Here is a 4,786-nt window from a genome sequence, read left to right as displayed (position 1 = left end):
CGACACCGAACCCGAGATCGGAGCTGATCACCTACCCGCCCTCACCACCTGAACCCAAACGAGGGATCACAGCGCTACACCACTCCACTGGGCTTGACCATCAGGTCTGGTGGGATTCGATTGGTGAATTCCGCTGAAGATCGGGTCCATGGTCGTGGCGATGGAGATTCGATCCAAGAGACTGTGCCATGAATGGGTCTGCTGAATGCATCCCTGACCGCCGGTGGTCGGGTACCCGACGTGGTGTTCAGCCCAAAGGTCCCCACGGGTTCCTTCTCCGCCATGGGGAGCTCCTAGACGCAGTGGTTGCGCAGCGCCGCCACTGCCAAGATGTCGTGCATGACGGATAGGACCGACACGGTGGGGGTGGCGAACACCGCCCGGCAGGGGTCGCGGCGGGCCCTGGCCCCGGACCTGGCGCGCGGCTTCATGCTGCTGCTCATCGTGCTGGCCAACATCCCGTGGTTCCTCTACGGCGCCCCGCACGGTGTATCGGTCGGCCACCCGACCGGCGCGACGGGGGTGGACCGGGTGGTGCAGACGCTGATGATCGTGCTCGTCGACGCGCGGGCGCTGCCGATGTTCGCGCTGCTCTTCGGCTACGGGATGGTGCAGTTCGCCCGCGCCCAGGAGGCCCGCGGCACCCCGGTCGCCGGATTCCGGGCCATGCTACGGCGCAGGCACGTCGCGCTCGTCGTCATCGGAGTGCTGCACGCGGCGCTGCTCTGGTACGGCGACGTGCTCGGGCCATACGGGATCCTCGGGCTGGTGCTGGTGCCGCTGCTCTTCTGGCGCAGCACCCGCGCCATCAGGATCGTCCGTGGCCTGCTGGTCGGCCTGCTCGCGGTCTTCGCCGCGCTCTCGGTGGCCTCAGGCGTGGCGCTGCTGTCGGTGCCGCAGGAGTCGTGGGACACGGCGATGTGGATGCCGGCGACGACGGACGCGAACGGCATCTCGTCCTACGCCGCGTCGATCCTGTCGCGCCTGGGCGAGTACGCCTTCATCCTCGGGTTCAGCGTCTTCTCGCTCAGCGTGCCGGCCGCGATCCTCACCGGGTGGCTGTGGGCGCGGGAGGGCGTGCTGGACCGGCCCAACGAGCACCTGCCCCGGTTGCGCCGCACCGCTCTGGTCGGTCTGCCCGTCGGCTGGCTCGGCGGTGTGCCGCTCATGCTCGTGCACACCGGCGTCTGGCTGACGCCGGAGCTCAGCTTCATGTTCATCGGCGTGCAGATGCTCACTGGGTTCGCCGGGGGCCTCGGGTATGCCGCGGTCTTCGGTCTGGTCGCCGCGCGCCTGCAGTCCCGGTCCGGGGTGGCCGAGCCCGAGTCCTCAGGCAGGGGCGCACCGGGGCAGGTGGCCGGGGCGCTGGCGGCGGTGGGTCGGCGCTCGCTGTCGGCATACCTCTGGCAGTCGGTCGTCATGGCGCCCCTGATGGCGGCCTGGGGGCTCGGCCTCGGCGGGCGGATCGGGTCGGCGGGTGCGGCAGCGGTCGCGATCCTCATCTGGCTGGCGTCGGTGGGGTGGTGCGCCTGGCTGGACCGCGCCGGTCGGCCAGGTCCGGCGGAGGTGGTGCTGCGCCGGGTGACCTACGCGACCGAGGTCGCTCCGTCGCCACGGTCGGCGAGGTGCGCTGACCGACCCGTCTGTCAGGCGACGAAGATGCAGAACGGGTGACCGGCCGGGTCGGCGTAGACGTACAACGGTTCGTCCGGGTCGTCGGTGCGGTCGAGGAGGAGCTCGGCGCCCAGGTCGATCGCCCGTCGGTGCTGTATCTCGAGCGTTTCCCGGTCGGGGACCGTGAGGTCCAGGTGCATCTGCATAGGCACGTCGGGCCGCGGCCACGTCGTCCGCTCGAGGCGGTCGACCTGCTGGAAGGCCACCTTGCGGTTGCCGTGCGCATCGGTGAGCACCAGCCAGTCGACGCCGTCGTCCCCGTCCGCTGAGGGTTCGTCGCCCGGTCGGTACTGCAGACCGAGAAGGAGGCGGTAGAACTCCGCCAGCTGTCGCACCTCGGGGGTGTCGAGGACGGTATGCAGCAGCTGCGGGTAGTCGGCCATGTCGTGGACCGTAGCGGTCCTGGACGGGGGCGGCACGTCCACCGACGTGGCAGAGTCGCGTCATGCGGCTGAGGGTGCACTGTGAGGAATGGGTGCTGGGTGATCGCGGCTACGGGGTGGCCGTGGGGGACTCGTTCTCGGAATGGTTGGTGCTTGACGATGACGAGGGTCGCCGGCCGAGCTGCAGGCGACCTACGAGGCAGTCGTGACCCCGCTCCCGCTGTGGGAGGGGTTGTCGTTGGGCTACCACGCCTATCGTCTGGACATCGGCCCGGTCCCGGTCTACTGCGAATGGCCTGAGCAGATGGACCCTGGTCCTGGGGTGGTGACCGGGGTGCTGTCGGTCGACACCTACCGCGCTCCGCCTGACTGGCCCGAGATCAAGGGTTTGGTGGTCCGCATGTGGACCGAGCACCGCTGGTGCGTCCAGGACTCCGCCGGGGACGGAACGTGGGTCTTCGAGTCCTCGAGCGCACGGTACGAGGAGGTCGAGCGCTGCGGCGTGGGACGGCAGGTGGCTCCGACGGCTGAGCACCCCAGGACAGAGGAGTTCACCGGCGTCCTTCTCGAGATCGACGTCGATCTCGCTGGTGGGTCCTTCCTCGCCTGATCGTGCGCGCTGGCGATGCCGCAGACGAGCGGTCAAGGGGCATACGCGCGAGAGGTGTTGACTGCCTGAGAGGACCGACCGGCACACGGCGATGCTGGCTCAGTCGCAGGCCCGCTTCGCTTCGCTCGCCCCCGCACGGAGGACGAACTCCTCTCGGTGTCCCACCTCGTCGGTGAAGACGAGGGTGGTCTCGTCGACCCGGGTGAGGGTGCCCGTCTGTTCCGGGTTGTCCCAACCGTCGGGCGGGTTCCCGGAGCCGTCATCGAGAGGGCCCTGAGCGCGTGCGTACCACTGTCCTTCGACGTGGAGCTCGTCGATCCCGCAGTGGGTGTCGAGCACGTGGTCCTGCCCCTCCGACTCGGAGCAAGCAGTGGCAAAGACGAGAACAACGATCGAGAGCGCGAGCCGGTAGCAGCGCATCGTCGGCCTCCCTGGTCGTCCCTGTCCTACGCCGTGCTCGCAGCAGACTCACGTTGTCCTGGATGCTTATCCTGGCCATGCGGTTCCCCACCCGCAACTGGGCCGGCGGCATCCGGCGGGACCCTCACCGGAGCGGTACGGTGATCGATATGACGGAGAAGGGCCCAGGGACCGGGGACGAGGGTGCCACCATCCTGAGTTTCCCCATGGAGCAGGAGGCCCCCCGCAGCCGGGAGGTCGAGTTCGAGGGCGAACCGGTCACGGTCATCTATCTCCCGTGGCGGCACGAGGTCGACGGTGCCGACCGCCCAGCCGGCCTCTACTACCGCGCCAACGACACCTCCGGGTTCTACCCCGACCCAGCGGTGCGCGGCCTGGACGCGGTGCTCGAGGAGGCCCGCCCTTGGCTGCAGCGCCACCTGCGGCTCATCCGCGAGCCCGAAGAGGGCCCCGCGGGCCGGTGACGCCCTCCGCCTGCCACGGCAGGGTAGGCACGATCCCGGCCCCGCGCCCTGGACGCACGTGAGCGGCGGGTGTGGCTGGTATGGCGCTGGAGCGCATACTGAGGGTGATCACATCGAACCGGTGCGGATCCCAGCGGCGCCACCTTGTCCGCAGCCCCTTCAAGCCGCGAGTCGAGCCGGACATCGAGCATTTCGAGGTCGACGACCGGGTCTCGCACCAGGCCTTGGGCCTCGGACGTGTCGTGGGCATGGAGAGCTCGGCGGTCACCGTGAACTTCGGCACCCGCACGATGCGCATCCCGAGTCCGTTCCACAAGCTCGAGAAGCTCTGAGGTACGGACTGCTGCTCGTCGCTGCCTGACCTCCGGGCGAGGCAGGGCGGGCGTCACGCACCGTTGGTCCCGGCCGGAAGCGCGGTGAGCAGAGCGGAGTACACGTGCGCGCCGACGCGCTCGTACTCTCGCTGCGCCCCGGGATCCGCAGGTCCGCCGTCGTTCCACGACCCCATCCCGCCGAACACCCAACCCTGCACGACCGCGGCTGCCAGCTGGCGACGCTCGAGGTCGGCATCGGGCGGAAGCAGGTCCTGGTGGTAGGGGGCAGCCGGGGCCGGGTCGGTGAGGAGGGTCTCGGCCTTTGTGAACCACGACGCCCACCTGTGGAGTTCGTCGAACTGCTGGGCGAAGCCCCCGATGTCATGCAGCGCGACCTGTAGCGCCGTCCTGGCCTCTGTCACGCCGACCTGTGGTGCTCTGAGGCCCCCCCGCCGACGAGCCGTGCGCAGACACTGACCAGGTCCGGGAGTCCGGGGCGGCGCGAAGGCAGTGGACCTGTGGTGGGCAGGTCGGTGACCAACGAGAGATCCGTGACTCCCCGGGACTGGAGGCCGGTGAGCCATTCCTCTGGACCCGTCACCGCCGACGTGCGCCTCAGGAAGCCGCGCGGGGGCAGTGTGGCGGTGAACGACCCCACGTACTGGAAGGCTGAGTTGCCGCTCGACAAGTCGGGTATGGGTGCACTCGCCCCTCCCCGGAGCCAGCTCCCTCCGATCGCTGCCAGCGCCGCTACGAGGACCAGTTGTCCGTTCACGGAAAGTGTGTAGGAAGCGGCCAGTTCCGTCTGCTTCACGACGCGACGGGGGTCAAGCCCAGTGGAGTGGTGTAGCGCTGTGATCCCTCGTTTGGGTTCAGGTGGTGAGGGCGGGTAGGTGATCAGCTCCGATCTCGGGTTCGGTG

7 protein-coding genes are annotated in these 4,786 nt (G+C 69.2%); 4 read left to right on the top strand and 3 right to left on the bottom strand.

Going from position 1 to position 4,786, the window contains the following annotated elements; genetic code table 11:
• Positions 1-339: 339 nt before the first annotated feature.
• Positions 340-1,674, top strand: a complete 1,335-nt coding sequence (locus tag BJF86_RS11030; protein ID WP_075818954.1) for a DUF418 domain-containing protein — start codon at positions 340-342, stop codon at positions 1,672-1,674.
• On the opposite strand, the gene BJF86_RS11025 is transcribed toward BJF86_RS11030, so the two are convergent.
• Positions 1,647-2,057 (bottom strand): VOC family protein, encoded by a 411-nt coding sequence (locus tag BJF86_RS11025; protein ID WP_075818952.1) that lies wholly within the window; start codon positions 2,055-2,057, stop codon positions 1,647-1,649. The two genes, BJF86_RS11030 and BJF86_RS11025, sit on opposite strands and share 28 nt — an antisense overlap.
• A gap of 205 nt (positions 2,058-2,262) precedes the next feature.
• Here BJF86_RS11025 and BJF86_RS11020 point away from each other — a divergent pair, with 205 nt between their 5' ends.
• A complete protein-coding gene (locus BJF86_RS11020) occupies positions 2,263-2,667 on the top strand; it encodes a hypothetical protein (RefSeq protein ID WP_075818951.1) in 405 nt (134 codons plus the stop codon).
• A 99-nt stretch (positions 2,668-2,766) separates the two neighbouring features.
• On the opposite strand, the gene BJF86_RS11015 is transcribed toward BJF86_RS11020, so the two are convergent.
• Positions 2,767-3,087 carry a hypothetical protein gene (locus BJF86_RS11015; protein WP_075818949.1) on the bottom strand — a complete coding sequence of 107 codons (321 nt, stop codon included), beginning with the start codon at positions 3,085-3,087 and terminating at the stop codon, positions 2,767-2,769.
• Positions 3,088-3,236: 149 nt separating this feature from the next.
• Here BJF86_RS11015 and BJF86_RS11010 point away from each other — a divergent pair, with 149 nt between their 5' ends.
• Both BJF86_RS11010 and BJF86_RS11005 read left to right on the top strand, forming a co-directional pair.
• Complete coding sequence (locus tag BJF86_RS11010) at positions 3,237-3,551, top strand: hypothetical protein (protein ID WP_143553813.1); 315 nt, start codon at positions 3,237-3,239, stop codon at positions 3,549-3,551.
• 80 nt (positions 3,552-3,631) lie between these two features.
• Positions 3,632-3,883, top strand: a complete 252-nt coding sequence (locus tag BJF86_RS11005) for a hypothetical protein (RefSeq protein ID WP_075813373.1) — start codon at positions 3,632-3,634, stop codon at positions 3,881-3,883.
• Positions 3,884-3,936: 53 nt separating this feature from the next.
• On the opposite strand, the gene BJF86_RS11000 is transcribed toward BJF86_RS11005, so the two are convergent.
• Positions 3,937-4,287: a hypothetical protein gene (locus BJF86_RS11000; RefSeq protein ID WP_075818945.1), complete on the bottom strand. Its 351-nt coding sequence runs from the start codon at positions 4,285-4,287 to the stop codon at positions 3,937-3,939.
• Between the last annotated feature and the right edge of the window lie 499 nt (positions 4,288-4,786).

The organism is Serinicoccus sp. CNJ-927, assembly GCF_001942435.1.
GTDB lineage: Bacteria > Actinomycetota > Actinomycetes > Actinomycetales > Dermatophilaceae > Ornithinicoccus > Ornithinicoccus marinus.
Note: the sequence above shows the minus strand (reverse complement) of the source record. Positions and strands in the feature narration are given on the sequence as shown.

What these genes read in the sequence shown, in the direction of transcription:
- BJF86_RS11030 (WP_075818954.1), top strand. Translation starts at nt 340, where the DNA reads ATGACGGATAGGACCGACACGGTGGGGGTGGCGAACACCGCCCGGCAG.
- BJF86_RS11025 (WP_075818952.1), bottom strand. Translation starts at nt 2,057, where the DNA reads ATGGCCGACTACCCGCAGCTGCTGCATACCGTCCTCGACACCCCCGAG.
- BJF86_RS11015 (WP_075818949.1), bottom strand. Translation starts at nt 3,087, where the DNA reads ATGCGCTGCTACCGGCTCGCGCTCTCGATCGTTGTTCTCGTCTTTGCC.
- BJF86_RS11010 (WP_143553813.1), top strand. Translation starts at nt 3,237, where the DNA reads ATGACGGAGAAGGGCCCAGGGACCGGGGACGAGGGTGCCACCATCCTG.
- BJF86_RS11005 (WP_075813373.1), top strand. Translation starts at nt 3,632, where the DNA reads ATGGCGCTGGAGCGCATACTGAGGGTGATCACATCGAACCGGTGCGGA.